The organism is Streptomyces sp. H39-C1, assembly GCF_027158125.1.
In the GTDB taxonomy this organism is placed as follows: Bacteria; Actinomycetota; Actinomycetes; order Streptomycetales; family Streptomycetaceae; genus Actinacidiphila; species Actinacidiphila fildesensis.
The window spans coordinates 1-26,304 of the sequence record NZ_JAPVLS010000069.1; the positions used below are offsets into that span (position 1 = coordinate 1).

The window sequence follows — 26,304 nt, forward strand, 5'->3', positions numbered from 1 at the left end:
GGTCGGCGCGGCTGGCGTGGGTGGCGCCGGCGGGGTGCCAGTGCAGGCCGTCGGCGGTGACGGTCAGTTCGGGGATGCTGGAGTCTTCGCCGATCTCCTCTCCGGTCTCGGCGAATCCTCGGCGTAGCAGCGGGCGTACGGCGAAGTGGTCGGCGGGCAGGCCGAGTCCGGCAAGGAGTGCGGCGACCGCGGGGATCTCGTGGGTGTTGTCCTCGGTTTCGGTGAGGGCGACGCGCGGAGGCAGTCCCAGGCCGATCAGGTGGTGGATGCCGTCGAGGGTGCGCTGCCAGGAGCCGGAACCGCGGTGAAGGTCGTGGGTGTGGGCGGTGGCGCCGTCCAGGGAGGTCTGGACGGTGAGCTTGCGGTCGGCCAGGTCCGCGAGGCCGGCGGCACGGCGGCCTCGCAGCAGCATGGCGTTGGTCATCACGACGGTGGGCAGCTCGGTGGAGGCGTAGTCGAGGAGGCCGATGATGTCCGGGTGGAGGAAGGGCTCGCCGCCGGTGAGGTACAGCTCGGTGAATCCGGCCTGTACGGCCTCGTCGACGAGGGCGCGGAAGGTTTCGGTGGGCAGGGTGCGGGGAGCCGCTTTCGGGGAGGAGGCGACCGCGCAGTAGTCGCAGGCCAGGTTGCAGTGGAAGTTGGTGTAGATCCACAGGCGCGCCGGGAAGTAGGGGGTGCCGAAGAGCGGGACCACCGGCCGGTCGCCCTGGAGGGCCGGGGGCGTGGTCTCTCCCCAGCCGTTGTCCGCGGGGCGGAAGCCGGAGGGCAGGGTGGAGCGGTAGAGGTGGTAGCGGCCTCGGGCGCGCTCGCGCGGCGGCAGGATCTCCTGGCAGGTGGTCCACCAGCCGGTCTCGATGGTCTCGGTAAAGATCTCGGGGAGCCCGGCGGCGCGCATCGAGCGGGCTTGCGCCCGCCAGTCGTACGCGAGCGGGATGAGCTCGGCGGTGACGTGCCCGTCGGAGAGGTCGAGGATCGCGTACCAGACCTCGCGGCGGCCGTCGTTGGCGGGTTTGCCGAGCACGCCGACGTTCACGGCGAGGGTGTCGCCGATGCGCCGCTGCCAGGGCAGACCACTGTGGGTGCACAGCACGACGTCGGCCCCGGACGCCTCTGCTCGCAGGCGGTGCTGCTCCTCGGGGAGCGACTCCCACCAGAAGTCGTTCAGTGCCAGGGTCGAGCCGTGGACCATGTGGACGTCGACGCCGTCGATGGTCTCCCGGCGCTCGGTGGGCAGGGTGCCCATCCAGGTGGCGAAGTCGCGGCCGGTGGTGGCGAGCGTGTGGTCGTAGATGAGTTGGGCGTACTCGTTGTCCTTCGGGTCGCGGTAGCCGCAGCCGCAGTCGGTGTCGCCGCGGGCGATGGCGACGTCGTAGTTCCCGGCGACGCACTCGACGGTGTTGTCGGTGAGGATCGGCCACAGCGCGTCGACGTCGGCGCCGAAGCCGCCGAGGTCGCCCAGGCAGAACAGCCGCTCGGCGCCCCGGGCACGGGCGTCGTCGACGAACGCCTGGAGCGCGTACGGGTTTCCGTAGGGCCCTCCGCAGACTGCGATGCGCATGAGGTCGGTCTCCAAAGTGTCGAGGCAAAAGGGGGAACAGGGGGAGTTCAGGTGCGTCTGGTTCGTGCTGCTCTCGGGCTTCTGTTCGGCAGGAGGCGGGGGCCTGCGGTGTAGCGGGCGCGGATGGTTTCGGGGTCGACACCGGCGAAGTACAGCAGCTTCAGGTACTGCATGAAGGCGATCATGCGCCAGGTCCCGTGCGCGATCAGTCGGCGTGAGGAGGCCGTCGAGGTGGCGGGCAGCAGGCGCAGTTGGCCGCGGCGGTGCAGGCGCCGAGACATTTCCAGGTCCTCCATGATGGCCAGGTCGGGATAGCCGCCGAGGGCGTCGAAGACGGTGCGGCGGATGAACATGGCCTGGTCGCCGAAGATGTGGTGGAGGCGCCGCGCGCGGGCGTTGGATGTCCACGCGAGGTAGTTCAGGGCGGGTGTCCGGCGGTCGAAGCGGAGGGTAAGGCCGCCTGCGACCACGGCCGGGTCGGCGAGAGCGGCCCGGATCTGGCCCAGGGCTTCGGGCTCGATGGCCGTGTCGGCGTGGATGAACCACAGGATGTTCCCGGAGGCGTGCCGGGCGCCCTCGTTCATCTGCTTGGCCCGGCCGCGCTCACTGCCGATCACGGTGGCGTGGAGGGCTGCGAGTGCGGCGGTGGCGTCGGTGGAGCCGCCGTCCACGACGATCAGCTCGCAGTCGGGGAAGTCCCGGCCCAGGCGGCACACCGCATCGTGGATCGTGGCCTCTTCGTTCAGGACCGGGACGATGATCGACACCTGAGTCATGGTCTCTCCTCGGGCTGGAGCAGGGCGGCGATCGGCGTGGGCAGCGCCGGATCAGCCAGGAGCGCGGCAGCGTCCTCGGGGGTGTCCAAGTCCCGCAGTGGACGCAGCAGTCCCATCCTCAGCCCTGCGCCGTCGGCGAGGGCGCGGGTCGCTGCAAGCACCCGCTCCGTGCTCCAGACATCCGGGGCGAGGGCGAAGAGCGAGGTGTGGGGTGCTCGCAGGCCGATCAGGTAGTAGCCGCCGTCGAGCGCCGGGCCCAGTGCCACGTCATGGTGTTCCAGGGCGGTGAACGCGGCGGTCAGGCGGTCGCCGGTGAGGGTCGGTGCGTCGGTGCCGATGACCAGCAGCGGGCCCGCGCCGTCGGCGAAGGCATCCGTGACGGCTGCGGCGAGGCGTTGTCCGAGGTCTTCACCGCGCTGGACGAGCAACCGGACGCCGGCCGGCACCGCCGTGTTGATGGCGTCTTTGCCGTCGTCCGGCGCGTAGGCGAGGTAGGGGCGCGGGGTGTGGGCGGTGGCCAATTCCATGGTGTGGCGGATGAGTTCGGCCTGGAGTTCCGCGCAGCGCTGTGGACCCAGCAGGGGATGCAGCCGGGTCTTGACCGTGCCGGGCCGGGGCGGTTTCGCCATGACCAGGATCGCGGGGGTGCCCCCGTGGCCGACGGCGCTCACGTGTCGAACCGGTAGACGAAACCGGCGCCGCTCACGGCGTCAAGGGAAGGCAGCGCGTGTCCGGCCAGCGTGGCGAAGACCTCCTTGCTCACCGCCATGCGGTCCAGCAGTGCCTGCACCGCTTCCGGTTCGGCGGCGATGCCGTTGGCGTAGTCGGTGACGAAACCCACCAGCGCCATGGGCAACTCGGCTTCCCCGGCCAGGACGACCTCCGGTCCCGCGGTCTGGCTGATTGCACTGACCCCGGCCGCGGCCAGCGCGGCCACCTCCGGGCGCGAGTTGAAACGAGGGCCGTCGACGTGCCCGTAGACACCCTGCGTCGCGACGGGCACCCCGGTCTGCCCGGCGGCCGTGATCAGCGCTTGGCGCAGCGGTTCACTGAAGGGCTTCTCGAAGATCCAGTGGCCGCGGCCCGCCTCGCCAGGTGTGTCGTACCAGGTGCAGGGGGTGCCATCGGGCAGCCGGTTGGCGGGGAAGTACAGGTCATCGAAGACCACCAGGGAGCCCGGCGGCAGCTCCCGGTCGAGGGAGCCACAGACGGTGAAGGAGACGACGGCATCCGTCTTGCAGGCCAGCAGGGCGGCCAGGTTGGCCTTGTGGTCGACCTGGCTGGAGAGCCGGTGGTGACCGGCGCCGTGCCGGGACAGCTGGACGATCTCCGCGTCCCCCAGGCGTCCCTCGGTGACGGTGACCTCGCCGTGGTCCGTGACGACGGTCCGCTCCGCGGCCCCTTCCAGATGGGGCCAGTCGTAGCTGCCCGAGCCGGTGATCACACCTATGCGCATGAAACTACTTCTCCTTCGGTGACGTGCCGGACGGGCGGCCGACGGTGGTGCGGACCTCGACGATCGGCAGCAGAGTGCGCAGCGCCGCGTTCTCGGCCGGGTCGAGTACGGCGTGTTGCACGCAGGCCGGGACGAGGGTGCCGTTCTCGGGGTGGGCCATGGCGTAGTGGCAGGCGGCCAGCCGCTCCTGGGTCTCGCGCAGCCGGGGGTCATCGGCCTGCTCGCCGCGCTGCATCATCTCCCAGGCCGGGGCGACGACATCGGCGTCCATGAACTGGTGCATCACGAACGTCACCGGGCGCACCCGCATCCGGTGGCGGACCAGCCGCAGCAGCCCGACGCGGCGGGCCGTGCGGAACAGCCAGCGAAGCGCCGTCACCGCCGTGGACGGGTGGCGGCCGACCACCCGCAGGACCCTGGCGGCGAGGAGGGCGGGTGGGGTTCCGGTAAAGGTGACCTTTCCGAAGTAGCGGAAGAACGCGTCGCGCACGGCGAGGTCGCGCGGGTCGCCGCCGTCGAGGAACGGATACCAGCGGCGGCCGGCGTAGAAGCCGTAGGCGGTGCGGTTGCAGCGCACATCACCGTTCTCGAAGACCCGGTAGTCCAACCGGGTTCCGGCGCCGCGCTCGATCTCCGCCCACACCGCGTCCGGGGTCGCCTCGCGGAACTTCTCCTTCCATCGGCGCTCGTCGCCGAGGAAGGCTGCGGGCTGGAAGGAGAACATGCCGTAGCCCATGGCGTGGCAGTCGCGGACTACTTCCGCGATCTCGTCGAGGTTGCCCGGGGTGACGGTCATGTTGTGGGCGAGGAAGAACCGAACACCGTGCTCGCGCCGCAGACGGGTGAACATGGCGGCGAACCGTGCCCGGTACGGGTTGAGCGACTGCTCGTCGGGCGGGCGTTCGATGCCTCGCCGGCCGTACATGAATTTGTCGAAGTGTGCGGCGAAGGACAGTCGCCCGATGCGCCGTGTACCGTCCGGGCCGAGTGCGAGCTGGGTGAGGTAGCCGTCGTCGAAGTCGCCGTGGGTGAAGCTCATCGGTTCCCGGCCGTGCTCCCGCATGATCGCCAGCGCGGCGGCGTGGTCGTCGGGGTCGAGCAGACTGACCTCGCCGCCGATGAGCTGGGTGTGGGCACGCGGACCGCGCAGCTCACGCAGCAGTCGCATTTGGGCCGCGAGCTGTTCGTGGGTGTGCGGGCCGTCGACGCGTACCTGGTTGGCGTCCCGGGAGTGGTAGCAGGGGGTGCACTTGAGGTTGCACTTGGGGAAGACGCCATGGGTGCCCTCGCAGCCGACGCCGTGCCGGCCGAGGATCTGGCCGGGTGTCTTGGCTGCCTCGGGGAGTTCCGCCCAGCGGCGCTCCATGGCTGTGGCGAACTCGGTGTCGTAGGGGCGGGTGGCGTGTTCGAGGTCGCGCAGTGCTGCGATGATCCGCATCAGTGGTTCTCCTGCGGTGTGGGGGCCGCTGTTGAGGTTCGGTCGGTGAGGGGGTTGGTCCGGGCCCGCCGCAGTCCGCGCCACAGCAGCCAGGCGTACAGCAGCATCAGCGCGTCCTCGACCAGGACGTACCAGCGCAGCGGCTGGGCGAGGTAGGTCCCGAAGCAGCCGCAGTTGTCCAGGACGAGTCCGCGGGCGAACGCCTGGGCGGCGAGAGCCCACCACACCACGGCGACGCTCGCGTACAGCCAGACGGGCGTGGCGGCGCGGAAGCGGGGCCGGGTGAGGAACCAGACGGCCGTGACCGTCTCAGCGCTGATCAATGCCACGGCCAGGGCAGTCGAGGCCGCTCCGGACGTCAGGCCGTAGGTGGTCAGGATGGCGGGCATCGCGTCGAACGAGGCGAGCTGGCCCAGCGCCATCGCCGCGAGGACGGCGCCTAGGACGAGGCGGAGGATCACCGGATCGCCCCTCTGCGGAGCTTCAGCAGCGCGCCGATGGGCCCGCTGCCCCGGGCCAGGCGGGCGTAGACGTCGGCCAGGGCCGTGTGCCAGGGCCCGTCGGCGTACGTGGGGTAGGGGTGCATGGTGCGCGCGTAGTCGGAGGGCGTCCAGCCCAGGCGCACCGCCGCCGCCAGATGGGCGATGGTCTCCCCGGCCCTCGGCGACACCACCGTGGCTCCGACGATCTTCCCGCGCGGGCCCAGCACCAGGGTGGTGAAGCCCTCGGTGCGGCCGTCGGCGACCGCCCGGTCGACCCGGTCGTTGTCCAGCGTGTGGACGCGCACCGTGTCGCCGTACTTCTCGCGTGCCTCGTCGGAGGTGAGGCCGACGCGGGCGATCTCGGGATCGGTGAACGTCACCCAGGGCACCGCCCGGTAGTCGATCGGGCGGCGCACACCCAGGAGAGCGTCGATGGCGGCTGCTCCGCCCTGCGTGCCGCCTAGATGGGTGAAGGCCGAGCGGCCGGTCACGTCACCGGCGGCGTAGATCCGGTGGTTGGTGGTACGCAGCCGGTCGTCAGTGCGGGCGTGACCGGTGTCGGTCAGCTCCACACCGGCCGCCTCCACGTTGAGCCCCTGGACGTTGGCACGGCGGCCCGTGACGGCCAGCAGCGCGTCGTAGGGGAGAGGGCCACCGGGCCCGTGGACGGCACCGGCATCGACTGTTTCCGCACGGTAGCCGGTCAGCACGGTGACTCCCTCGGCCTCCAGCCGGTCCCGCAGAACCTGCGAGGCCCGGGGTTCCTCCCGGGGCACCAGGCGGTCCATCGCCTCCACGAGGGTGACCTGCGAGCCGAGCCGGGCGAACGCCTGGCCCAGTTCACAGCCGATGGGCCCGCCGCCCAGCACCACCAGGCTGCGCGGGAGTTCGGACAGCTCCCAGACGGTGTCGCTGGTCAGCGGGTCGGCCTCGGCCAGGCCAGGGACCGGCACGAGGGCCGGTGAGGAGCCCGTGGCGATCAGCGCGAACCGGAAGGAGACCTCGCTCTCACCCGCTGTCAGGGTTCCCGGGCCGGTGAAGGACGCCGCGCCGTACGTGACGTCGACTCCGTACGGGGCGAGCGCCTCGGCCGAGTCGTGCGGTGCGATCGCACCGATCGCCCGCTTCACCTCCGCCATGGCCGCCGTGAGGTCGGCCGAACCGGTCACCGGCGGGAGCCCGTAGGCGGCGGCGCGGCGGGCCGCCTGGACGTCGGCGGCGACGTGCAGCAGTGCCTTGCTCGGTACGCACCCCGTCCACAGACAGTCTCCGCCCAGCCGGTCCCGCTCGACGAGCAGCGTCCGGGCGCCGAAGCGCCCGGCGGTGCGGGCCGCGGTCAGCCCGGCGCTGCCGCCGCCGATGACCACCAGGTCGTACCTGTTCATGGTGCGGGCTCTCTCCAGTCGGTGGGCCGCCGTGGGACAGGCGGTGCGCGATCGTGGGACATGGGGGAAACCCGCTGACACAGCCGGGGCCTTCCCCTTTTCTCAGCCCACGATCACGGTCACGATGACCGTCCCGCGTCATCCGCGCGCCTCCGGCGTGTCCGAAACGGAATGGGGGACCGGCCAGGCAGGGTTCCCGACGCAAAGTACAAGGGGCGAGCAGCCCCACAGGTCGGAAGATCGGAAGAGGGGCGAAGGCTGGATGGACGAACCGGACTGGCGGCGCTTCATCGCCGCCTACCACCAGGCGCACCCCGGTATCACCGAGCAGTTGTTCGCTCTGGCCGATGCTTCCCCCTACGCCTGGCTGGCCGAACCGCTGCGCGGTGTCGAGGGCACGGTCCTCGATCTTGCCTGCGGCTCGGCACCCACCCGCGACGAACTCACCGACGCCGACTGGGTCGGGATCGACCTGTCGACGGCAGAACTCGCCGAAGCAGCCCGCCGGGGCCGCGGACCACTCGTCCGCGCCGGTGCGGACGCGCTCCCGGCCGCCTCCGCGAGCGCCGGCGCGGTCTGCGCGGCCATGTGCCTGCCAGTCGTCACCCCCCTGCCGCAGGTCCTCGGGGAGATCCGGCGCGTACTGCGGCCCGGCGGGACGCTCGCGGCGCTGGTGCCCTCCCAGTCCGGGCTCTCCCCATCCGGCATGCTCGGCTGGCTGCGGGTAATGGCAGCCCTGCGCGCCCTACGCCAGCCGTGGCCCAACCCGCAGGCCCGCGACGGGCTGCCCGCCGCGCTGCGCACGGCGGGTTTCCGCGTCCGCACGGACGAGCGACGCGTCTTCACTCTCGCCATCGACTCGGCCGACGCGGCGGCCCTGCTGGCCGACGCCCTGTATCTGCCCGATCTGACACCCAAGCGCTCCCAGACCGCCAAGCGATCCCTGGCACGGTGGGCAGCCCCAGGACGACGCCTGGAGCTGCCACTGCGCCGCGTGGTGGCCGAACTTGCCGCCGAACCACCATCACAGGAGCCGATATGAATCACCAGACAACCCCCTCCTGCGCCATCGAGCCCACGCCGCCCGACACCGGCCCGAGCTTCGATGCCGGCCCGGACGGGGTGGCGCCGAGGCCGGCGCGCGCGGCGTGGATACGGCTGGCCGTCCTCGTGGTCCTGCTGCTCGCGCTCGGGGCCTGGGTGGCAATGGGAGGCGGGGACCTGCTGCGCGAGGTGCGCCAGTGGGTCGACTCGCGCGGCATATGGGGGCCGGTCGTCTTCTCTGTCTGCTACGCCTTGGCCGTGACGGCGCTACTGCCCGGCTCTGTACTGACCGCCTCCGCGGGGGCGCTGTTCGGGCTGCCGCTGGGGGTGGCGGCCGTACTCGTGGGAGCCACGGCGGGTGCGGCCCTGTCGTTCGGCCTCGCCCGCTGGCTGGGGCGTCCGGTCGTAGCCCGCTATGCCGGGTCGGGGCGGCTGGCCCGGCTGGACGCCTACCTGACACGCCGCGGGTTCGCGGCGGTGCTGCTCGTGCGGCTGGTGCCGCTGTTCCCCTTCTCCGTGATCAACTACGGGGCGGGGGTGGCCGGTGTCCGCTTCTCCTCCTACGTCACAGCCACGGCCCTGGGCATCATCCCGGGCACCGTCGTCTACACCGGGCTCGGCGGTTCCCTGGGCGACCCCGGCTCCCCGGGGCTGTGGATCGCGCTGGGCGCTCTGCTCGTGCTGAGCGCGAGCGGCTGGTGGGCGGCACGGCTGATCCGCTCCCGCAGCGTCGAGGCCGACGCGACTGCCGGTAGCCGGTGACGGCCCGGAGGACGCCGCCGGCGAACGTCCCGTGAGGCAGGAAGTCCGTGCTGATGTTGGAGGTAGCCCACCGCGCCTCGGAGCGCGGTGGGCGGCATCAGCCCTGCACCCCGGTGGTTGATCGCCGCTGACCTGAGACCCGTCCGGATCACGGCACAGCGGAGGGGGAATGGCAACCGCCGCACAGCGGGTTCCCGTCGCGGCCCCGGCGAACCACCGGCCGGAGCACGAGGGACCACCAGGGAGAGACATGGCGACGATTGACGTATCCCCGGGGCAGCAGACGCCCCTTTCGTCCGTGGCGGAATCGGTCAGGGACTACTACGGAAAGGTGCTCGCCTCCTCCGCGGACCTGAAGACCTCGGCCTGCTGCACGGACACGGCACCGCCGCCCCACATCGCGGCGGCTCTCGCGCAGGTCCACGACGAGGTCATGGAGCGTTTCTACGGCTGCGGTTCGCCCATCCCGCCCGGACTTGACGGGGCCACTGTGCTCGACCTGGGCTGCGGCAGCGGGCGGGACGTCTACGTGCTGTCCCAACTGGTCGGGCCAACCGGCCGGGTGATCGGCGTCGACATGACCGAGGAACAGCTGGCCGTGGCGCGTCGCCATCAGGACTGGCACGCCGAACGGTTCGGCTACGCCAACACCGACTTCCGCCACGGCTACATCGAAGACCTGGCCACGGCCGGCATCCCGGACGCCTCCGTGGACGTGGTGGTCTCCAACTGCGTCCTGAACCTGTCGCCGGACAAGCCGCGCGTCTTCTCCGAGATCTTCCGCGTCCTCAAGCCCGGCGGCGAGCTGTACTTCTCCGACATCTTCGCCGACCGCCGCCTGCCCACCCCCCTCCTCGACGATCCCGTCCTCGTCGGCGAATGCCTCGCCGGGGCCCTGTACACCGAGGACTTCCGGCGCATCCTGGACCGTGCCGGCTGCCCGGACGCCCGCACCGTCACCGCCTCTCCGGTGGAGATCAGCGACCCGGACATCGAGCGGAAGATCGGCTTTGCCGCCTTCACCTCCCGCACCGTCCGCGCCTTCAAGCTCCCCCTGGAGGACCGCTGCGAGGACTACGGCCAGGTCGCCGTCTACCGCGGCACCGTCGCCGAGCAACCGCACGCCTTCGACCTCGACGACCACCACCGCTTCCCCACCGGAAAGCCGATGCTCGTCTGCGGCAACACCGCCGACATGCTCGCCGCCACCCGCTACGCGCCCCACTTCACCGTCACAGGCGACAAGAGCCACCACTTCGGCCTGTTCCCCTGCGATCCCGTGAACGGGGCAGCCGTACCGGCCACGGGCGCACCGTCGGGCTGCTGCTGACCGGCACGCCGGGATACCAGGACGCCCGGCCGCCAGGGTTCGCGCGGGATCAGTGAGGCTCGGTGTCCTTCAACGGCGGGGCCGGTCCCGGCCCGGCGGCGTGGTGAGGCGATCAGCGAAGCGCCGTACCCGGGCCGACGCGAGAGACGGGGGGGTCCGCCGGGGATGGTCCCGGAGGGACGCCTTGACCAGCCGCAGCAGTTGCAGACTGCCGCTGCACCCCCAGCAGCAGGCGACGTGGGCGGCCACCCGCACGCGGTGCGCACCGGTGAGCTGCCCGTCGACGTACGCTTCCACGTCACCGCGCAGCCGCACATGCCGCATTTTCTCCCGGCACTCGGCCCACACTCGCCCCGGCCCGGGAACGCGCTGCCATTTCATACAGCGGAAACCCGTCCTGCCGCGCGCGGCATTCCAGCCCCCGCACAAGCTCCTCACCTCGCCACTGACCACAGTGGCGCCCGGGGCCGGGAAGCAGAAGGATGAAGAGGATGGAATGCGGGTCCGGGGAAAAGGGGTTTCCACCGTGTGGAAGACGAAGTGACAGCGCCGCCTGACCCCGCGGACCCTCGAGGTCAGGCGTTCGCCGCCTATGTGCTGCCGGAGGTGGAGGTACTGCTGCGGGTGGCGATGACGCTGACCGCGCAGCCGGCGGACGCCGAGGACCTCGTGCAGGACACCCTTCTGCGCGCCTACCGGGCCGTGGACCGCTTCGACGGGAAACACCCGCGCGCATGGCTGCTGACGATCATGCGGCGGGCCGAGATCAACCGCCACCGCCGCCGCCGTCCCCACCTCCTGGACGACCCGGACACCGATCTGGACCGGCTCAGCACCACGGGCCCCAGCGGGTCGGCGGAAGAGATCGTGGTGGGTGAGGCGTTCGATGAGGTGGTGGACGAGGCCCTGTGCGCGCTGCCGGACAAGCACCGGCAGGTGGTGCAGCTGGTGGACATCGACGGCCTCACCTACGCCGAGGCCGCCCACCTGCTGGACGTGCCCGAAGGCACCGTGATGAGCCGGCTGCACCGGGCACGCAAACGGATACGGGCACGGCTGGCCACGGCCGGACTGGCACCGAAACGAGGTGTGATGTGAAGAGGCGTCCATGGTGGCGACGTGCAGCGGCCGAGCGCCGAATGAACTGCATGCAAGTCGCCCGCGTGCTCCAGTCCTACCTCGACGGCGAAACCGACGAGATCACCGCGCGCCGGGTCTCGGCACACCTGGAGGACTGCCGCCGCTGCGGCCTGGAGGCGTCCGTCTACCAGGAGATCCACAACGCGCTGGCCCGCCGCACGGGGCCCGACAGCCAAGCGGTGGAGCGCTTGCAGGCGTTCGGCGCATCGCTCCTGAGCGATCAGCCGGCCGGAGACGATGACGCGGAACACGGCACGACGCCTCCGACAGGTGCCTAGCGATCTCTCCAAGAGGAGAGGCTTCTCAGCGGCCCCCACAAGAACAGAACGGCATTGCTTACGGAACGCTTCCCAACACGGCGTGGATCGTTCCCAGCGGAGAGCTGGAACACGTCACGGGCCGAGGACGGGACCGGGTGTCGAGGCGCTGTAGCAGTAGCTGCGCCTCGTCGAGCAGGGCCTGGCCGCGTGCCGTTGGGGCGACCGGCCGTCTGCGGTGGTTGAAGATCGCGAAGCCCGCGGCCGTCTCCAGCTTCTTCAGACGCCCGTTGAGGGAGGTTCGGGGGATGCCGAGCGTGAGTGCCGCCGCGCGGCGCGTGCGAAAACCGGGAAGCAGCAGGGCCGTCCGTAGTTCTTCCAGTGCGCCCGCACGCGTGCTGATTCGTTCCATGTCCGGCGACAGTGGCACGCCGAGGCTGGCGAAGGGGCTCGGCTGCCACGCTGGAGGCGCACTGTGGCCTGGCGGATGGCGGGGGATGCCCCACGCGTCGAGAAGTTGGGAGACGTTCGAGTCGGGGGCGGCCAGCTCGCGAGCGATGTCGGCCACCGTTCTGCCCTTGTCGTGGTACTCGGTGCGCAGCCAGACCGGATCGACCGACCGTCTCAGTTCGCCCGCTGCGCGACGGGGCCGCAGCGGGATGTTGGCCTGCTTGAGCGCGGTCTTGACGATCCCGGGGGTGCATCCGGCGAGTTGGGCGATCTGCCGCTGTTGCAGGCCCTGCCGCTGGTAGAGATCCCGCAGCCGGTCGGGTACCAGGTAGCCCTGGTGCGGTGGACGGGGGTAGTTGCCCTTGTTGTGCGGGCGGGTCTGCGCGCTCAGGCGGCGGATTTCCATCAGCAGGCGCAGTTGGTGCACCGTGAGACCGAGGGTGTGGGCGACGTCGCGGGCGGTGGAGTGGGGGGTCAGCAGGGCGCGGATGCGCTCGGTGGGGGTGGTGACGGGCGGTTGGGGCAGAGCGATGTTGTCGAGCCAGTGTGGCGGCGGCTCCCAGGTCACCGGCTCGTCGGTGATGTGGTGGGCGGCGAGGTTGCGGTGCGCCTGCTCGTCGAGGAAGGCGAGGATCTCCGGGTGCGTCCGGTAGGTGAAGCGGTGTGTCCAGGCGGGTGCGTGGTTGCCGGGCTGCGGGTCGGCCCCGAGCAGGAGCCGCCGCAGCTGCCAGCGCAGCCGGTAGAGGTGGACTTGTTGGAATTGCCGGGTGCCCAGGCTCTTGCAGAGGCGCCAGTGGGCGTTCTCGTCGAGGAGCAGCGTGGTCGCCTCGTTGGCGAACAGGGCTCGGCGGCGTGCGTAGTCGATCGGCACCTCGTGCGTGTCGAGCACGCGTGTGTAGTGGGTCAGCGTGCTGCAGATGTGATCGGCGTCGACGAAGGCCAGCAGGGCCTCCAGGTTGCTGCGGAAGTGCGGATTGCCCATGATCCGGGCGCCCTGGCGGTGTCCGGCCGGGCCGCCGGGAACGAGCATGAGGCTTGCGCAGGCGCGTCGCAGGCCGGCGATCCTCGGCTGGTGCGGGCTCTTGGGCGGCAGCAGCCGCAGCGTCCAGGACGGCCAGAGCATGCCGGGCGTCTTGGACGCCCGCACCCTGATGTCGGCCTCGCTCAGGGAGGGCACGGCGGGCTCGGCGGTCGCTGTGCCGTAGCGCAGCCGGGCCTTGAGCGTGAGCTGGCTGTCGGACGCGGCAAGGATGCGGTTGATCACGCGGGGGCCTGCGGACTTCCAGTTGGTCAAGTACCGCGTGGGGTGTTCGCGCAGCTCACCCATTTCGCGGTCCGGCGCGAGGCAGATCCACGCGAACACGTCCTCGTGCAGCGGATGCCGGGGATCGGTGGCGATGGCGGCCAGGGTGGTCCCGATGGCAACGTTGCGCGCGTCGTGGATCTCCATCGCCGCGGCGCCGGCGAGAAGCTCGCCGCCGCAGGCCGTGATGATGTCGCGTGCGAGGGGTGGCACGACGTCGGGCCGGGCGCCGATGTTGCGTAGCGCTCGTCGTCCCAGGTGCGACAGTTCCCCGGCCCGTTCGCGCGCCGCAGCACTGCGATGCTCCGCGATGACGTGCGCGTTGACGCCAGCTTGCGAGAGCAGGACCGCACCACCTTCGGCGAGAGAGACGGCGGGGGCCTCGGTCAGGGGGTAGCCGCAGCGGGTGCCGCGGCCGTCGCGCTCGGTCAGGGAACGGCAGGCTTGTGGCCGGGACAGCATGCGGTGGTTACCGCCACTGAGTACGGGCGGGTGCTTGCCGCAGCGTGGGCACCGTTCGAGGAGCAGGAGCCGGTGGCGAATGCAGGCGAAGGCCCAGCCCAGGCGCCAGTGCACCTGCCACCGGCCCCCGTTGCCGGCCAGGCAGGCGGGGCAGTAGCGCGAGGTGGTCCCGTAGAACCGCCAGTGGGCGGGCGCTCTCAGCCGGCGGGTCGGCCCGGTGATCCGCACGAGGGAACCGCCGAACGCCTCCAGTGTCATCGCCCTCAGCTGCTCGGCCCCGACGCCGGTGCGCCGCTCCAGCAGCTCCAGCTCGCCCTCGGTCAAGCGCCGGACCATCCTGCGCACGGATGCGTGCGGGAGCCCCAGGTAGTCGGCGAAGTCCACGGTGTGCGTGCGCAGGCGGTGCGCGTACCGCTCAAGCCAGCTGTCCAGGGCCTCCCCAAGGGAGGGCGCTACCCCGATGGGGATGCGCTCGTCACTCCAGCCCGTCATGCCGACTTCCTCCGGCGTCGTGGATCCTGGGTCGGCCGCGTGGTCTTGAGACCGGCCTTGATCTCGGCCTCCAGTTCCTTGCGAGCCTCCTCGGCCGCGGCGTCGTTCTTCACCTGGTTCATCAGCTCCTCGTCCAGGCGCTCGTTCCCACCTCGGATCGCGCGCAGACAGCCCCGGTTGACCAGCGACATCAGCGACGCGAAATGCCCGGTGGAACGGGCGAAGAGGTAGTCCGAGAGGTCCTCGGCGAGCATGCCGGGGTACTTCTCGGCCAGGACGAGCTTCTGCTCGATCGTCTTGAGCAGCTGGCGCCACTGCAGGCGGCCCTCGTCGTCATCGACCTGGAAGGGCATCAACGTCAGCGCCGTGGTGCGGCGCCCGAACTGCGCGAGCGGGCTCTCCCTCGGCGAGAAGCCCTCATGGAGGATGCCGCGCTCCTGGACGCCGACGCCCACGTAGATCAGGGTGACGGGGAAGACGTTGGAGAGGTACTTGAGCTGGTTGGCCATGCGGACCGCGTTCGACGTCGAGCCGGCCAGGAAATGGATGTCGTCGATAACCATGGCGACGGTCTTCATCGACAAGACCGCGTCCACGGCCCGCTCGGCCAGCGTGTCCGCGTCCCCCTTGACGGGCAGCCCGTAGAACCGGCAGATCGCCGCGTTCAGGCCGCGGATCTGCGTGTTGCCGCTGAGCGCGATGTACATGACCGGCACCCGCCGGGCACCATCCGGCGTGGTGTCTCCGCGCAGGTTGACCTGCCGTTTGAACAGATCGCAGCCGTACGCGCGCACCGCCGTGCTCTTGCCGAGTCCTGGGTGGGCGTCCACCAGGGCTGCCGGTTTGGTCTTGTTGCCGTCCTGCCGGTTCGACTCGATGATCTCGCGCAGGTCCGCATGGAGCGCGAGCAGCTGCGGAGTGTCGATGGGGCCGATGTTGGCGTGCCAGACCTCCCGGTTGTCGTTGTGTACCGAGAGCGCCCGCGGTGAAAGCTTGGCGAGCTGGGCCCGGCTCAACTGCTCGGGCCGGATCCGGTCGGGTCCGTAGACTTCCTGCAGCCATCCGGGCAGCCGGGTCGGGCTGTACTGGCGGTCGTCGCCTTCGAACGGCTCGGCGTCCGCGGCACCGCCCGCCGTGCTCAACGGCTCTCCCAGACGTCGGCGTAGTAGGCGTCCTCGTCGATCGCGGCGCCGTTCTCCTCGCCCGGGAAGACGGCCTCCAGCTCATCGTCCTCGTCATCATCCCCGCCCGGCACCTCGTCCACCCCTTCGACGACCCGCAGGTCCGGATCCTCCGTCTCGCTCCGATCGGCCCCCGGCCCGCCGGCGGCTGCCACTTTCCGCAGGGCCGGGAGGGAGGCGACGACGTCGGTGCCGGCTGGCGCTTCGTCTTCTCCGACCATGCGCAGCCGCTCCTGGGACAGCCGCACCGCCATCCGCCGCTCGGTGCGGTCCGTAGCCAGTCCAGCACCCCATCGTTCGAGGAGTTCGACCAGTGCTCGCTTCGTGTCCGGGAAGCGGTGGGCCGCTTTGGCGAGCCGACGGGCATAGACCAGCGCCTCCCGGCTGACCGGGCCCCTGAGTGCGGGGGCGTGCTCCCAGTCGAGCGTGTGCCAGGTCCGCTGCTTCGGGTCCTGGAAGTACGCCTTGGTGACGTCGCCGCGGTCCAGTGCGATCGGCCACTTGCCCGCATCCACTCCACGATACGGACTGGGCTGATTGCGGTAGTCGTTCAGCGCGTCGCCGTTGTAGCGCAGTCCTTCGAGCTCGACGCCGTAGTGATGGATGGGTACACGTTCCTCCTCCAGGAACTCCAGGGCCAGATTCGGGCGGGCCGGAATCCTCAGCGGGCCGGCGCGGGTCACGCCGTGCTCGAACATGTCGAGCGGGCTCAGCTTCAGCCCCGGGACCTCAGGGATGCACAGTCCGCGGTGGTGGCGCCTGTGATAGATCCGGGCGATCCACTCGCGGATGATCGCTTCGAGTTCGTCGATGAAGAAGAACGCCTCGTCCTCGACCTTCTCGCCGCGGCTGTGCACATCCGAGCCCTTGTAACCCGGCAGCGCGGCCAGCAGCCCCTGATTCAGAGTGCGGAACCAGCGCTCGATAGGCTTATCGGTCGGCGTCTTCGGGCGGGCCGGTTGCAGCGAGATGTCCAGCTTCGCGCAGACGCTCTCGATGTGGTTCGACAGATAGACCTTGCCGTGGTCGAAGATGATCGTCTCGGCCGCGACCGTCGGCAGCAGTGGCTGACCGTCCCGGTCGACCAGCTTGTCCGCTTCAACCACGACCGTGGAGGGAACACCGCAATACGGCAGCGGCTCGCCCCCGTCCTGCGGCACCTCGCGGGGACGGACCGTCTCGTACAACACCCCTGCCACGTCCGTCGACTTCGTCGAGACGGGGGTCAGCCGCAGGCCCGTGATGCACCGGCTGTAGAGGTCCATCGCAACGGTCAGTTCGCAGCGCACCCACTGACAGGTCACCGGTTCCATCGCGAATACGTCCAGGCAGTTGGTATCCAGCACCACGAACTCGCCCGGCCGGGTCGCCCGCAGCCTGCCATACGTCCCCTTCGGGGCATCCGCGATCGACCGCTTCCCCTTCGTGCTGCCCTCGAAAGCGTTCGTGCCCTTGGCCAGTGCCCGCAGCAGTTCGTAGCCCGTCGTACGGGCCGGAAGCGGAACAGCGCCCTTCCCGTATTCCCTGACCAGGCGTTCCTCGATCTCGATCAGGATCAGATTCCGCACCGGCCTGGAGGCCCTCTCGTGCCCCTTCAGCACCGACCTGGCGATCTCCAGCCACCGATCGTCAGCCCGGTCCAACACGCTCGCCTTGGGCCGTTCGCGTACCAGACCGACCGGACCGGAGCGCTCCACTGCCCTTACCCAGTTCCGGATCGTGCTCTCGGCGACTCCGAGCTCCGCCGCCTTAGCGGCGTACCGGCGCATCTTGGGCGTACCGGGCGCGTAATCTGGCTGCGGCTCGCCCGGAAGAGCCAGTGCCTCGCTGCCGAGCTGGTAGCCGGTCCTGACCTCCTGGACGTGGCGGTACCGCCGCGTCAGCTCTTCATCCTCCCCGTCGCCAAGACCGCCCAGGACAGCCGCAGCCGCCGGTTCCTCTTGCGGAACCGGGACCAGGATCTCGGTAGTGGGATGAGCCAGCAGCACGGAGATGTCCACCTGCCGCCACTGCGGAACGCCCATGACTGCGGCCGTCGGGCGGAGGAGAACCCGACGGCCTTCGATCTCGGCAACCGTGAACTGCTCACCATCGAAGCTGATCGGCAGCCCCGGCCGCAGCGGCGTCGTCCACGTGGTCACGTGCACCTCCGCAGCACGGACTCACCAGACAGCGGGCGGGACAGGTCCGTGGTCAGCCGACCGGCCCACAACAGCACCATGAAAGGCGGTCTCGCCTCCTGGGACGGCCGGTCGCCCGCCAGGCGACGTTCCGCCAGGGCCAGTTCCTCACCGTCGACGACCTGCTGCCATGCCTGCTCCACCTCGGCCTCGGGCACCACGCCGGGGCGCCGGTAACCGGCCAGGAATCGCACGTTCTCCAGCAGCGCCCGGCCCGCCCCGGACCAGATCTCGTAGTCCCAGCCGTGCTGCTGAAATAGTTCACCCGGCCATGCCAGGGCCTCCACGATCTTCGGGTCCTTCAGGCGGCCCGCCGGCTTGACGTTGACCACCCGCACGGTCCCAGAGCGCATGAGCAGCAGGAAGTCCGGTACGTGGTGCCGCACCCGGGCGCCGACCCGAGCCGTTAACCGACACGGCTGAGCGAAGATCCCCCGGACTTCGGGGTCGAAGTCCGCCAGCAATAACCGCGCCAGCTCCAGTCGGCTCTCGTAGACCACATGCCCGCCCGTCGTGGCAGACGAGTACTTGCCCGAATGGTGGGGCATCCCGTGTACCGACCGGACGCCCCGCCATGGCTTCGACTCGTTGAAGTCCGCCAATCTCATCTGCCGGATCGGCACCTCACGTACGGGCGCGTCTTTGTACCGGATCGACACGGTTGGAACCTTGCATGTACGGCGGGTGCTGCCCGCGCTCCGGACTGCCATGCTTGAAACCGTACGGAGGGCAGACTGCGAGTACTGGACGAAGACCGGAAGCGCCCCAACAGAGATCGCTACTGAACGTAGTGGTTGTCAATCAGATCGCGGATTTGCTAATCCGTTGCTAACGAACTGCCGTCACTGCTAGCGCAGTTGCGGATCCTAGAGCCTCACGATTGCGAAGGACGGCGCGCAGGCTGCGGCCGTAGTGCCAGGCGTGCTCTCTGGCCGACGCTTCCAGCTGGTCGTATCCGAGCTGGGCTGTCATCTGGCCTGCATGCTGCCGATATCTGTATACGGGAACAGGCAGCAGGATCCCGGGAGCGAGCGTGCAGACGCCGACGGCAGCGCAATAGTCTTCGCCTTGCACGAGACCGCCCATCGGGGCGGCGCGTACGAGGTCGGTGCGCGCGAGGATCGTGGTCGGCCCGATCGGGATGGTGTCGGCCGGAGACTTCCAGTACGTCCATACGTCGCCGGCCTCGTGGCGGCCGGGCGGCGTGGGGCAGCGCCACAGGGCGGTCGAGCCGTCGGCGTGGACGTCCTCGCTCCATCCCGCGCACCAGCCCACCCCGGTCGATTCCAGAGTGTTCAGTCGCACGACCATGGCATCGTCGGCGAACTCGTCGTCGTCATCCGCCCAGTTCACATACTTGGTACGGACTAGGCCGAGACCCAAGTTCCGCGCACAAGCGGCGCCCACGGGACGGTCCAGGGCGAGGACGCGGACTCGCGGGTCGGCTGCGAGCGGGGCCGGCAGGCGGTCAGGATCGGCACCATCGACGGCGATCACCGCCTCCCAGGGGGCGGCCTGGCGGGTGAGGCTGGCGTGCATGGCGGTCAGGTAGTCCAGCCGGTCCTCGCGCAGGCGGGTGGCGATGACGACCGTGATCAGGGGCGTGGTCAGGACAGTCTCCGGGAAGTGTGGGCAGAGGGGTCAGCGGCGGGCGGCGGTGCGGGGCTGTGCGGGCGCTGGGGCGGGAGCGCTGCGTGCTGGCCGTAGGGCGGGTGCGGACTCGGTGATCGGTGTGGTGGCGGGCGGGGGCCAGTGGCCTGGGTGGTCGCTGAATGCCAGGCACGGATCGGTGTCCCAGCCGACGACGGGACCGGCCTTGCTGCTGAGGATGTTGATCACTTCGATGCCGTGCCGGTGCAGGAGGTAGCCCCACTGCATGTCCTGCTCGTCGGCGGTGTCTTCGGTGACCGTCATGCGCACCGGCGGGGATCCGTCCGGGGTGATCAGGTGGTCCAGCGTGCGGCTGGGCCACTGCTCGCCGCCGGTCAGCGCGGTGATGAGGGCGGGCGGCGCGCCGTCGAGGAGGTCGGTGCCCAGCTCGTCCCAGCCGACGGCGACATCGTCGATGAGGTGACGGGACATCGCCTCCAGATCACGCCCGAAGGTGTGCTGGTAGGCGGCCAAGAGCAGGGGGAGGTGGTGGCTGGGCGTCCCGTCGAGGTGGACGTAAATGCCGCTGTAGCCGGTGTCGGTGGGGCGGGCGATGAAGGAACGCGTGGACAGGGAGGTCTCCAGGTCGCGTTACGGATCCCGGTGTTTGGGGTGGTCAGTGCGACGGCCCCCGCGGGGGAGCTTGGCTGGGCGGCGACGGGGGCAGTCCGAGAACACCTGGGGCCTGAGGCGGAGTTGGGTTCTTCGCCGTCGGCGCGGGGTCGTACTCGGCCCGCAGCGCCTCCAGGTCGGCATGGTCCGCCATGGCCAGTACGGACAGGCTGCGGCTGGCCGCTTCCCGAAGCAGCTTGGGCGGCGAGCCCTTGGCCGCCGCGTGGTACTGGCCACGCCAGTGGGCGGCAGCTACGAGGTAGTCACTCACCGCACGGAGCGCCGGTTCGGCTGCGTCCAAGAGGCGGCTGGTGACGGCGTGCGCCTCGGCGGGTGTCTCGGCCGCGGCGAGAGCGGCGATGTAGGGCGCGGGGTCCGGGCCGGGCAGCGGTGCGTCCGGCAGCTGGTGCTCGGCCAGGAAGCGCGTGGCGTCGCGCCGCGCCCACCGTAGGAGGTCGGCGCGGGTGGCGATGCCGGAGTGGGCGGCGGCGATCTGCTCCGCGTCGCGGCCGGCGTTGTCGTACAGCTCGAAATCAGGATGGGTCAACGACATTCCTCGGTGCAGGCGTGGCCTACGCGCGGCCGGACGGCCCGGCGGCGGCCGGTGTGCCGGAGGCGTTGGTGCGGGCGCACGTGTAGCCGATCAACCGGGACGGGGCGGCCGTCGCCGGGACGGTCGCGGCGTCGTTGCACACGAACGTGTACTGGATGGAGCTGCGCGGCACGTCATGGAGCCAGGCCCGGTCTTCCTTGCCAGGGGTGATCTGCAGACCTGCGTGGGCGACGGCGTCGGTCTGGGTGTGCGTGTGGGAGAACAGGATCAGGGCGCCGCCGTCGGTGGTTTTGAGCGCGTAGGCGTCGGTGTAGCGGTTGGGGGCCCCGGCGAAGACGCTGGTGCCGAGGTTTCCGTACTGGGTGCCGGTCTTGTCGTGGACCTTGATCTGCTTCTTGCTCGCCTCGGTCGGCGCGAACACCTTCGTCCCGGTGTTCGTGCCACCGGTGGCGAAGTTGTCGAGGACCGCGGCCCGCAGCACGTCCGGGCCGGCGGCGAGCTGCTGGTTGCCGTTGGCGGAGACGGCGGTGGCGTAGCCGGCCTGGTCGAGGGCGACGTCCGGCAGCGTGTGGTCTTCGAGGTCGACGACGGAGACCAGTTCCCAGCGCTGGTTCGCGGGCCGTTCGGTGAACACCACCAGGCGGGAGGGGGCGGTTCCCTTCTGGCCCGCGAGTGCGGCGGCGAACCAGCGGTCCTGCCCGGGTGCCAGGCGCGGGATGTACAGCTTGGCGCTCGCGGTGTCGTACGACCATGGCGTGTACGGCTTGCGGTCGGCTGCGGGCATGCCCTCGGCCTCGGTGTAGTCCGACAGGGACATGGCATACAGCGGGCCGTCCTCGACGGTGCCGAGCAGGGCGCGGTCACGCGACGCGTTGGCCACGTTGTTGATCTTTGAGTAGTGGGTGATGACGTCCCGGGCCTGAGCGGAGCTGAGGGCCGGCGCCGGCTTCGGCGCAGTGCTGGCGCTGGTACTGGGATTGTGCTCGGGGGTGCCGTTGTCGGCGGAGCAGCCGGTCATGACCAGGGCGAGGCAGGCGGCGCCGGCGATCAGTGGCAGGGTGCGGCGGGCGATGCGGATGGGGCTCTCCAGAGTCTGTTGGGATGGGGTCAGTGCGTGCGGGTGGGGGCGGGCGCGACGGGCCGGGGCGCGACGGGTGCCGCCGAGGGCGCATGGAGGCTGTGTGGTCCCCTGCTCGTCGGGGTGAGTTGTCCCGCGTCGAGAAGGAGCTGGCGGGCCGCCTCGTGCAGGTGGCGGTGGGCACTGTTGAGGCGGCCGTCGACTGCGGAGCGCGAGACCTGCTGGTCACGGGCGCGCTCTGGCGAGCGAGGAAGGCTGGCGACGTGGTGCAGGTCCCCGACGTGGGCGACGGCTGCGCTGAGGTTGGCCAAGGCGCGTCCGAGGGTGCCCACGGCGCGCGTCAGCGCGGTGACCCTGCGCGGGGTGGCGTCGTTCGCGCCGGTAGGACCGCTCGTTTCACGGTCGGCGAAGGCGGCGGCACTGGTGACGTGGACGATCAGCCCGGCGATGTCACGGACCCGGTCGTCTAGTTCGTCGAGGTTGTCACTGACGCAGTGCCTCGCGTCGGTGAGGGGCACGTCATCGGCCGCTTGGTGGATGCGCTCGGCCAGGCCACGCAGTTGGCTCACGGCGTCGATGTCAGAAAGCAGCGGAACTCCGTGGGGAACGCGTGCGGACGGATCAACGCTGGGGCGCGCGGGCGACCTGCGGTGAAGCCGGCGGAAGACCGGGGCTGGTGGTCGGCGCGGCACGTCGCAGGTTCACCCCGATGCCCTGAGCCGTGAGCAGCCGGGCCACGGCCTGCACCCGCAGGGCGCGACCGGTTTCGCCATATGCACTGGGCAGGAGGAACGCGGCCTGGTGCGGCTGGTACTGGAAGCCTTGGGCGTACAAAGTGTTCCGGGCCTGTTCGGGCACGGTCGCGTACGGTGCGCCCAGGGCTCCGTCGTCGTACAACGTCAAGGTCAGGACCTGGGCGACCTGCGGCGGTGCGGACCGGTGCGGCGGGTCGGGCTGGAATGCCGCGTAGTCGAACACCTCGTCCAGAGCCTGCTCGTAGCGGGGCAGCACCCGCCGTGCAACGTGGGCCGCCGCCCGCGCGGGATCGTTGGGGACGGCGATGCCGTTCGGCTCCTCGACGCCGACGAAGTGGTGGGGCTTGACGCCGTCCTCATCGGGTTCGAGCGGAGCGACGACAAACTGGTGCCGGTAGCGGGGCCGGTCGGCGACGTACAGCCGCTGGCCTCCGGGGCCGTGCAGGACGGCGTCGTGTGCGATGACGTACTGGCTGACGATGTAGGCGACGTGGCCGTTGTCCCAGAGCTGCTCGCTCAGGGGGAACTGGTCCTCGTACCGTACGTGGCGCTGGTATTGGCTGGTCCAGGAGCCGGGCAGGCGGGTGGCCAGGGCAGTGGCGAACTCGGACAGGTCGGATCGGGCTGGGGTCATGGATTCCTGAGGGAAGAGGTTGCCAGAGGCGGCGGCATCAGCGGCTGCGCTGGGGCGGTGCCGGCCGCCCGGCCGGCGGGGGGAGAGGCGGCGTGCCCAGCGGGGCCGCTGAAGGCCGGGGCGGCGGAGGGGGCGGGCTCAGTGCCCGCATCCGGTCCTCGGCCACGTGCAGAACCTCCCCGAGATTGCGGATCTCGGAAGCGGCGTCGGCGAGGTCGTACGACAGGTCGAAACCGTCATCGTGCTCGGCTTCCTTGGCCTTCTCACCGGCCGCTTCGAAGAACTCGCCGAGCCGCTCCAGAAGTCCGTTGATCGGATCCAGGACCTGGTGCAGCAGCGCGGCGGCCTCCGCGTGCGACGCGGCTCCGTTGAGCCGGTCGGTGAGCGCGAGGAGAGCGTCGCCATAGACGTAACCGGCGACGTCGCCTGTGGCATCGACGGCAGGCTCGGGTGCCCCGGGCTGCGAAGCCGGGGGCACCCGCAGGCTTGTATCCGACCCGTCAGGCAGCGGCAGCAGGCCGAGCTGGGCGAGCCGCTGGTCGATCGCCTCGATCACAGGTGTGGCGCTGCCGCCGTGCCGGGCCTCAGGCCGCTCAGGGACACCGGGGTCGGTCGACGGGGACGAATCGTAGAGCACTTCGAACAGCTCAGAGTGATCCTGGTGTTGGCGGGTCACGACCCACCCTTCCGGGTCTCCCGGCGGTCGCTCGGAGGGGGGTTCCTGCGGTGGGCCGATGATGAGGCAGCTGTCGTCAGGGAGCGAGACCCGCACGATGTACGCGCTGAGACCGAACTCGATGTCGCACTGGAGCCCGCGCTGCCGCAGCGGTGTGGTGATGTGCGTGTGGCGGCGCCACAGCTCCTGCCACCAGGCGGTATCCGCGTTGCGGTGGTCGGGCAGCGGTGCGAGTGAGCCTGCGTCAAAGGGCTGGCGGCGGGCGTCAGCGTGGAAGGCGTCCGGGGTGTTTTTGCTGTCAGCGACCACGGCTTCTCCTGCGCGAGGCGGGTGCGGGGAGAAGCGGCGAGATTGGACGTGCGGGGTGGGGCTTCGGATCCGGTCGGGGCGTGTAGTCGAGTTCGTACGCGTCGTAGGTGTCGATCAGGTCGTGTTCCATCTGGGCTTCGCGATCGGCGACCTGTGCCATGAGCTCGTCGTGGTCGACTTGGCACCGTTGGAATTCGGCCCAGTCGGCGTCGGTGAAATGGGCGGGGCGGTTCAGAGGACTCCTTGGAATGGGACGCGGGCTAGAGACGGTGTGTGCTCGGCTTGGGCGGCAGCGGCAGCGGCAGCGGCAGCGGCAGCGGCAGCGGCAGCGGCAGCGGCAGCGGCACCGGGCTTTCCGGCCGGGACAGCGTAGGGAAGAAGCGGTGGATGTCGAGATGTATGTCGAGGTCCTTGACCGCGTCGCGCAGCGATTCCGCCGTGCGCCGTAGGTAGGCGCGCGCCGTGGCGTGGTCGATGACCATGCGGTTTTCCGCATACTGCCGGTCTGTCGGGCCGGAGGACCGGGGAAGCGAGAGGGCGGTCTCCGCGGTCTCGGCGAAGTGCGCTACCGCGTGGCTCGACATGGTGGCCGCTGTCGCGAGGTGGGCGAGTACGGCGCTGCCGGCACGGTTGGTGCTGTGCGCGGTCCGGGTGAATTCGGCCGTCAGCTGCAGGACTTCGTGGGAGATAGCCTGCGCGTCCGCGGCATGCTGGATCAGCACGGCGTAGGACGGGGACGCCGGTACGTGACCGGTGTCATCCAGGAGCTGCCATTGCTGGGCTGCGTCGCGGAATTTTGCCTTCACGCCGTCCAGGGCGCTGATGAGGCGGAGGGTGTCGCCGCGCGGTATCAGTTCTCGTCGGGGATCGGGATTCATGAGTCCTTTGCTCTTGCTTCAACCCCATGGGGTTCGGTGGCCGCGAGCACGGTGCGGTGACCTGTAGGGGCAGACCGGCGAGCGGTCGCGCGAGGGGTACCCAAGCCCTATGGGGCTTCGAGGAGCCCGTGCGGGCTACGGCTCATCGAAGGCGAGGTCGTCGAGGGTGCCCTGCTGGTAGTGGAAGACGTTCTCTTCGAGCTGGGCGAGACGCTCGCAGGTGGGGTTCTCGCGGAAGGCGACGTCCGGTCGAGGGCATACTGCTGCTTTTCTGCCTCTGCGGCGATGACGCGGACGGTATTTCGGGAGGAGACGCTCGCCCATTGGGTTGTGTCGGTGGGAGTGGCATCCTTCATCCACACCCAGATGCCCCGGCCGAGCCGGAAAATGCTCTTCGGGTGGTACAGCCCGCCGGTCTTGCGATGGCGGCGTGGGCTGCGCCGCTCAGCGAAGTCGCGCGCAACCGACTGAGTGGCTTTGTACATGGCCCCGTCGTACAGCTCCGGGACCTGACGAATCCGCCCGTCCAGAGCGGCGTGGAATTCTGCCAAGTTGATGCGGCCGTTGGCGTCGGTGACCTCTTCGGCGGCTTCGAGTGCGAGTTTTCGCAGTACTGCGTCGAAATCGTTGCTCACGGAAGGTCACGCTCCTTCCATACGGCTGCCATCTCGGCCACTGCCGTGGCAGCATGCGCGATGACCTCGCGGGTCACAGCGCGTCCGGGCGTGGCGAACTCGGGGTCGTACAGGGCGAAGGTCTGGCTGCCCCGGACCTGGGCGAGGGAGGGCAGGACCTCGCACAGGAGCTGGGTAGCGACCCGGCGCTGGCGAATCTCCTCGTCGACACGCTCGGTGCGCTCTGCCAACGCGCCGGCCAGCGTCAGGGAACCCTCGACGACCCGGTTGGCCAGTTCGGGATCATCCTTCCGTAGGCGGGCGAGCTGGACGTCGGCGGAGTTGGCTGTGGCCTTGTTGTCCTGGGCGACGGAGTACGCCTCGTTGAGTCCCGTGGCGCCGCTGATCACCGGGTCCACGAGGTCAGGCGCGTGCAGCAGTACGGTGTTTGCCTTGCCGACGGTGCCCAGCGAGACCCCGAGCCGTTCACTGAGTGAACGCGAGGTGTGTTCACTCGGTGAACGCCCGCTCTGTTCACTCAGTGAACAGGCTTTCGCGGTGATCATGGCGATCTGGCCCTTGGTCAGATTGCGTCGGTGGATGTTCACGGACAAGGCGTAGCCGACAGGGTCGTCGCCTTCGTACGTGGTGAAGGAGGCTTCGACACCGAGAATTTCGCACGCCTTCAGGCGGCTGCGTCCGTCGAGGACCTGGCCGCTGCGATCGAGGACCACGGGGTGCAGCAGCCCATGTTCCTTGATGTTGTCGGCGAGGGCGTTGAGGTCTTCATCGTTGAGCGCGGGGAAGAGCACGATCGTTGGATGGAACTGTATGGCGGTCTCCTGGTGC

At 70.1% G+C, this 26,304-nt stretch carries 28 protein-coding genes; 5 read left to right on the plus strand and 23 right to left on the minus strand.

All coding sequences use genetic code 11. The annotated features are described in order from the left end of the window. The 7 genes from O3W51_RS34295 to O3W51_RS34325 all read right to left on the minus strand — a co-directional run. Nucleotides 1–1,558, minus strand: a 1,558-nt coding sequence (locus O3W51_RS34295) for a radical SAM protein (protein WP_269288260.1), incomplete at its 3' end; no start/stop codon positions are given. A 47-nt stretch (nucleotides 1,559–1,605) separates the two neighbouring features. Continuing rightward, nucleotides 1,606–2,334: a TIGR04283 family arsenosugar biosynthesis glycosyltransferase gene (locus tag O3W51_RS34300; protein WP_269288262.1), complete on the minus strand. Its 729-nt coding sequence runs from the start codon at nucleotides 2,332–2,334 to the stop codon at nucleotides 1,606–1,608. Beyond that, entirely contained in the window at nucleotides 2,331–3,005 is a 675-nt protein-coding gene (locus O3W51_RS34305) for a TIGR04282 family arsenosugar biosynthesis glycosyltransferase (RefSeq protein ID WP_269288264.1), read from the minus strand. The genes O3W51_RS34300 and O3W51_RS34305 overlap by 4 nt, the downstream gene beginning before the upstream one ends. Further along, complete coding sequence (locus O3W51_RS34310) at nucleotides 3,002–3,790, minus strand: MTAP family purine nucleoside phosphorylase (protein WP_164608202.1); 789 nt, start codon at nucleotides 3,788–3,790, stop codon at nucleotides 3,002–3,004. The genes O3W51_RS34305 and O3W51_RS34310 overlap by 4 nt, the downstream gene beginning before the upstream one ends. 4 nt (nucleotides 3,791–3,794) lie before the next feature. Further along, nucleotides 3,795–5,228 carry a radical SAM domain-containing protein gene (locus tag O3W51_RS34315; protein WP_164608199.1) on the minus strand — a complete coding sequence of 478 codons (1,434 nt, stop codon included), beginning with the start codon at nucleotides 5,226–5,228 and terminating at the stop codon, nucleotides 3,795–3,797. Next, nucleotides 5,228–5,689, minus strand: coding sequence for a MauE/DoxX family redox-associated membrane protein (locus O3W51_RS34320; protein ID WP_164608197.1), 462 nt, complete (start codon nucleotides 5,687–5,689; stop codon nucleotides 5,228–5,230). Before O3W51_RS34320 ends, O3W51_RS34315 begins: the two co-directional genes overlap by 1 nt. Continuing rightward, nucleotides 5,686–7,095, minus strand: a complete 1,410-nt coding sequence (locus tag O3W51_RS34325) for a dihydrolipoyl dehydrogenase family protein (RefSeq protein ID WP_164608195.1) — start codon at nucleotides 7,093–7,095, stop codon at nucleotides 5,686–5,688. The genes O3W51_RS34320 and O3W51_RS34325 overlap by 4 nt, the downstream gene beginning before the upstream one ends. A 262-nt stretch (nucleotides 7,096–7,357) precedes the next feature. On the opposite strand from O3W51_RS34325, the gene O3W51_RS34330 reads away from it, so the two are divergent. The 3 genes from O3W51_RS34330 to O3W51_RS34340 all read left to right on the plus strand — a co-directional run bounded on the left by O3W51_RS34330 (nucleotide 7,358) and on the right by O3W51_RS34340 (nucleotide 10,231). Further along, complete coding sequence (locus O3W51_RS34330; protein ID WP_269288267.1) at nucleotides 7,358–8,137, plus strand: class I SAM-dependent methyltransferase; 780 nt, start codon at nucleotides 7,358–7,360, stop codon at nucleotides 8,135–8,137. After that, on the plus strand, nucleotides 8,134–8,901 hold the full coding sequence (locus O3W51_RS34335) for a TVP38/TMEM64 family protein (RefSeq protein ID WP_269288269.1): 768 nt from the start codon (nucleotides 8,134–8,136) through the stop codon (nucleotides 8,899–8,901). Before O3W51_RS34330 ends, O3W51_RS34335 begins: the two co-directional genes overlap by 4 nt. 250 nt (nucleotides 8,902–9,151) lie before the next feature. Then, on the plus strand, nucleotides 9,152–10,231 hold the full coding sequence (locus O3W51_RS34340) for a methyltransferase domain-containing protein (protein WP_269288271.1): 1,080 nt from the start codon (nucleotides 9,152–9,154) through the stop codon (nucleotides 10,229–10,231). 69 nt (nucleotides 10,232–10,300) lie between these two features. On the opposite strand, the gene O3W51_RS34345 is transcribed toward O3W51_RS34340, so the two are convergent. Beyond that, a complete protein-coding gene (locus tag O3W51_RS34345) occupies nucleotides 10,301–10,555 on the minus strand; it encodes a zf-HC2 domain-containing protein (protein WP_239070666.1) in 255 nt (84 codons plus the stop codon). A 216-nt stretch (nucleotides 10,556–10,771) separates the two neighbouring features. On the opposite strand from O3W51_RS34345, the gene O3W51_RS34350 reads away from it, so the two are divergent. Both O3W51_RS34350 and O3W51_RS34355 read left to right on the plus strand, forming a co-directional pair. Next, nucleotides 10,772–11,329 (plus strand): RNA polymerase sigma factor, encoded by a 558-nt coding sequence (locus tag O3W51_RS34350; RefSeq protein WP_164608186.1) that lies wholly within the window; start codon nucleotides 10,772–10,774, stop codon nucleotides 11,327–11,329. Between the two features lie 50 nt (nucleotides 11,330–11,379). Continuing rightward, nucleotides 11,380–11,649, plus strand: a complete 270-nt coding sequence (locus tag O3W51_RS34355) for an anti-sigma factor family protein (RefSeq protein ID WP_239070664.1) — start codon at nucleotides 11,380–11,382, stop codon at nucleotides 11,647–11,649. A 58-nt stretch (nucleotides 11,650–11,707) separates the two neighbouring features. Here O3W51_RS34355 and O3W51_RS34360 read toward each other — a convergent pair whose 3' ends face one another. From O3W51_RS34360 to O3W51_RS34430, 15 genes are all read right to left on the minus strand, one after another. Beyond that, a complete protein-coding gene (locus O3W51_RS34360; protein ID WP_269288272.1) occupies nucleotides 11,708–14,335 on the minus strand; it encodes a TniQ family protein in 2,628 nt (875 codons plus the stop codon). Beyond that, complete coding sequence (locus O3W51_RS34365) at nucleotides 14,332–15,477, minus strand: AAA family ATPase (RefSeq protein WP_164608179.1); 1,146 nt, start codon at nucleotides 15,475–15,477, stop codon at nucleotides 14,332–14,334. The genes O3W51_RS34360 and O3W51_RS34365 overlap by 4 nt, the downstream gene beginning before the upstream one ends. Continuing rightward, nucleotides 15,474–17,657, minus strand: coding sequence for an integrase (locus O3W51_RS34370; protein WP_269288273.1), 2,184 nt, complete (start codon nucleotides 17,655–17,657; stop codon nucleotides 15,474–15,476). The genes O3W51_RS34365 and O3W51_RS34370 overlap by 4 nt, the downstream gene beginning before the upstream one ends. After that, complete coding sequence (locus O3W51_RS34375) at nucleotides 17,654–18,406, minus strand: TnsA-like heteromeric transposase endonuclease subunit (protein WP_164608175.1); 753 nt, start codon at nucleotides 18,404–18,406, stop codon at nucleotides 17,654–17,656. The genes O3W51_RS34370 and O3W51_RS34375 overlap by 4 nt, the downstream gene beginning before the upstream one ends. Before the next feature lie 118 nt (nucleotides 18,407–18,524). After that, nucleotides 18,525–19,295 carry a glycosyltransferase family 2 protein gene (locus O3W51_RS34380; protein WP_164608257.1) on the minus strand — a complete coding sequence of 257 codons (771 nt, stop codon included), beginning with the start codon at nucleotides 19,293–19,295 and terminating at the stop codon, nucleotides 18,525–18,527. 42 nt (nucleotides 19,296–19,337) lie between these two features. Then, nucleotides 19,338–19,820 (minus strand): hypothetical protein, encoded by a 483-nt coding sequence (locus tag O3W51_RS34385; RefSeq protein ID WP_443048369.1) that lies wholly within the window; start codon nucleotides 19,818–19,820, stop codon nucleotides 19,338–19,340. A gap of 142 nt (nucleotides 19,821–19,962) precedes the next feature. Continuing rightward, complete coding sequence (locus O3W51_RS34390; protein WP_443048370.1) at nucleotides 19,963–20,505, minus strand: hypothetical protein; 543 nt, start codon at nucleotides 20,503–20,505, stop codon at nucleotides 19,963–19,965. A gap of 25 nt (nucleotides 20,506–20,530) precedes the next feature. Further along, nucleotides 20,531–21,529: a hypothetical protein gene (locus tag O3W51_RS34395; RefSeq protein ID WP_239070657.1), complete on the minus strand. Its 999-nt coding sequence runs from the start codon at nucleotides 21,527–21,529 to the stop codon at nucleotides 20,531–20,533. Between the two features lie 89 nt (nucleotides 21,530–21,618). After that, the gene (locus tag O3W51_RS34400; RefSeq protein WP_164608173.1) at nucleotides 21,619–22,158 is read right to left on the minus strand and encodes a hypothetical protein; all 540 of its coding nucleotides are present in this window, start codon (nucleotides 22,156–22,158) and stop codon (nucleotides 21,619–21,621) included. Nucleotides 22,159–22,210: 52 nt separating this feature from the next. Beyond that, on the minus strand, nucleotides 22,211–22,978 hold the full coding sequence (locus O3W51_RS34405; protein ID WP_164608171.1) for a hypothetical protein: 768 nt from the start codon (nucleotides 22,976–22,978) through the stop codon (nucleotides 22,211–22,213). Nucleotides 22,979–23,015: 37 nt separating this feature from the next. Further along, complete coding sequence (locus O3W51_RS34410; protein ID WP_331284110.1) at nucleotides 23,016–23,963, minus strand: hypothetical protein; 948 nt, start codon at nucleotides 23,961–23,963, stop codon at nucleotides 23,016–23,018. Beyond that, nucleotides 23,953–24,123, minus strand: coding sequence for a hypothetical protein (locus O3W51_RS34415; RefSeq protein WP_269288276.1), 171 nt, complete (start codon nucleotides 24,121–24,123; stop codon nucleotides 23,953–23,955). The genes O3W51_RS34410 and O3W51_RS34415 overlap by 11 nt, the downstream gene beginning before the upstream one ends. Before the next feature lie 100 nt (nucleotides 24,124–24,223). Further along, a complete protein-coding gene (locus O3W51_RS34420) occupies nucleotides 24,224–24,841 on the minus strand; it encodes a hypothetical protein (RefSeq protein ID WP_269288277.1) in 618 nt (205 codons plus the stop codon). A 107-nt stretch (nucleotides 24,842–24,948) separates the two neighbouring features. Next, a complete protein-coding gene (locus O3W51_RS34425) occupies nucleotides 24,949–25,476 on the minus strand; it encodes a hypothetical protein (protein ID WP_239070655.1) in 528 nt (175 codons plus the stop codon). Beyond that, nucleotides 25,473–26,267 (minus strand): ParB/RepB/Spo0J family partition protein, encoded by a 795-nt coding sequence (locus O3W51_RS34430; RefSeq protein WP_164608166.1) that lies wholly within the window; start codon nucleotides 26,265–26,267, stop codon nucleotides 25,473–25,475. Before O3W51_RS34430 ends, O3W51_RS34425 begins: the two co-directional genes overlap by 4 nt. Nucleotides 26,268–26,304: the final 37 nt, after the last annotated feature.